The 1,735-nt window shown below is 41.7% G+C and carries 3 protein-coding genes; 2 read left to right on the forward strand and 1 reads right to left on the reverse strand.

Going from position 1 to position 1,735, the window contains the following annotated elements; genetic code table 11:
- Positions 1-118: 118 nt before the first annotated feature.
- Both F6K37_RS40945 and F6K37_RS40950 read left to right on the forward strand, forming a co-directional pair.
- On the forward strand, positions 119-301 hold the full coding sequence (locus F6K37_RS40945) for a hypothetical protein (protein WP_287257021.1): 183 nt from the start codon (positions 119-121) through the stop codon (positions 299-301).
- 121 nt (positions 302-422) lie between these two features.
- Positions 423-1,199 carry a glycosyltransferase family 2 protein gene (locus F6K37_RS40950; protein ID WP_287257022.1) on the forward strand — a complete coding sequence of 259 codons (777 nt, stop codon included), beginning with the start codon at positions 423-425 and terminating at the stop codon, positions 1,197-1,199.
- A 93-nt stretch (positions 1,200-1,292) separates the two neighbouring features.
- On the opposite strand, the gene F6K37_RS40955 is transcribed toward F6K37_RS40950, so the two are convergent.
- The coding region (locus F6K37_RS40955) for a DUF697 domain-containing protein (RefSeq protein WP_287257023.1) at positions 1,293-1,735 on the reverse strand (443 nt) is incomplete at its 5' end.

The raw sequence follows: 1,735 nt of genomic DNA on the forward strand, positions 1-1,735 counted from the left end.
TTAATAATTTTGGCATCTGCGATTAAGGGCATGCCTTTACCTACAGGTAGATTTATTCCCGATTTTTCTCCTGCCCCTGGATGAATCTTAAAAACATACCCTTGAAAGGGGGTTAGGGGTGGGTTCCTCTTGCCTATTGCCTATTGCCTATTGCCTGTTCCCTGTTCCCTATCTCCCTATCTCCCTATCTCCCCATCTCCCTATCTCCCTATCTCCCCACCCTCCCCAAAAATTTCCTGGTGGAATAGCCAAGATTGTGTATAGAAGTTATAGTGCAGCTACCCGGAAGTCTGAAGTCTGAAGTCTGAAGTCTGAAGTTCTTTAATATCAAGGATTTCGACTCTAGGACGCGGGTTTGTTATTTCTGCCCCCCTGCACTAGTCAGTTGGCAGAACTCTAATCCAGACAATTGAGGTAATCCTATGACTTTCATCAACAAACTTCATTCAACGCCCCAGAATTACTCCGATTTTACTGTACCCTTAAACATTCAAGCATCTGATATATCAATCGTTATTCCCGTCAGGAATAATCAAGAAGGACTTGATTTATTTTTAACTGAATTTTTTAACACCCAGAGTCCCTACATCTATCCCCAAGAAATTATTATTGTTGATAATAACTCCAGGCGACCAATTACTATCGCTCAACACTTCCAAGGTAATAACCTTTCCATCAGATTACTGAAATGCTCAAAAAATGATTTGGCCTCTGCCAGAAATGTAGGCATAAACTATGCCAAAGGAGATTGGATATTATTTACCGATAGCCACTGTCTTCCCTCTGAATCATTTATCCAAGGCTATCTTAATAGCATAAATGGGTCAATAGGCTATGCAGGTAATGTTAAAGCATCGGGCAAGGATTTATTGTCAAAATTTTATGAAGGTCAAGAAAGACTCATTCCCTTAACCATGGTTGAAGAGTGCCATATCAGTAGACCAGAATCATTAATTACAGCCAATGCCCTGATTTGGAAAAAAGCTCTTCAACAAATCGGTGGATTTAAAGAAACCATTAGAATTCCCGAGGGAGCCGATCTAGATTTAGCATTTCGGTTATTCCAAATTGGTCAATTATCCTATTGTTGGCAATCCACTGTCTATCCTAATCACAATAAAAAAATACCCGAATTTATCCAACGATTTATCAACGATGAAAACAGTAAACTAATGGTGAGTAATCTCTATCATATTTAAATGATAGCAGTCGGGAGTCGGGAGTCGGGAATCGGGAGTCGGGAGTCGGGAATCGGGAATCGGGAATCGGGAATCGGGAGTCGGAAACCTCCCCTAATCTGAAGGCGGTAATTCCTGATCCCTCAAGCTTTTTTGACCTGTTCCCGCATAGTATTTATATTGTTCAATGATAATTTTCGCCAGTTCAGAAAGGGGTATTTCCTTACCATCAACCTGAGCTTTCACATAAATCTTGAGTGCTTCGATATAAGATAGACCAAGAGCCAAGGTTAGTGCTGCTGCCGTTGAGCCTGATATTGCTCCACCAAGCACGGTGCCTGCACCCGGAATCATTTTGAGTAAATTCGCGACAATTACTTTACCCACTGCAGTCATTCCTCCTGTACCCCCAAGAGCAGATATCACCATTCCCAGAAAAGCTCTTTCAACCGTTAATCCAAAAATGCTGGTGATGTTAGCAATCATTACCGTTTGCATCGTTACCAAGATTGGCGCATCAGAAAACGGAATTGGTGAGGCACCAACCAATGCTGAAC

It is taken from the genome of Moorena sp. SIO4E2 (assembly GCF_010671945.1).
GTDB lineage: Bacteria > Cyanobacteriota > Cyanobacteriia > Cyanobacteriales > Coleofasciculaceae > Moorena > Moorena producens.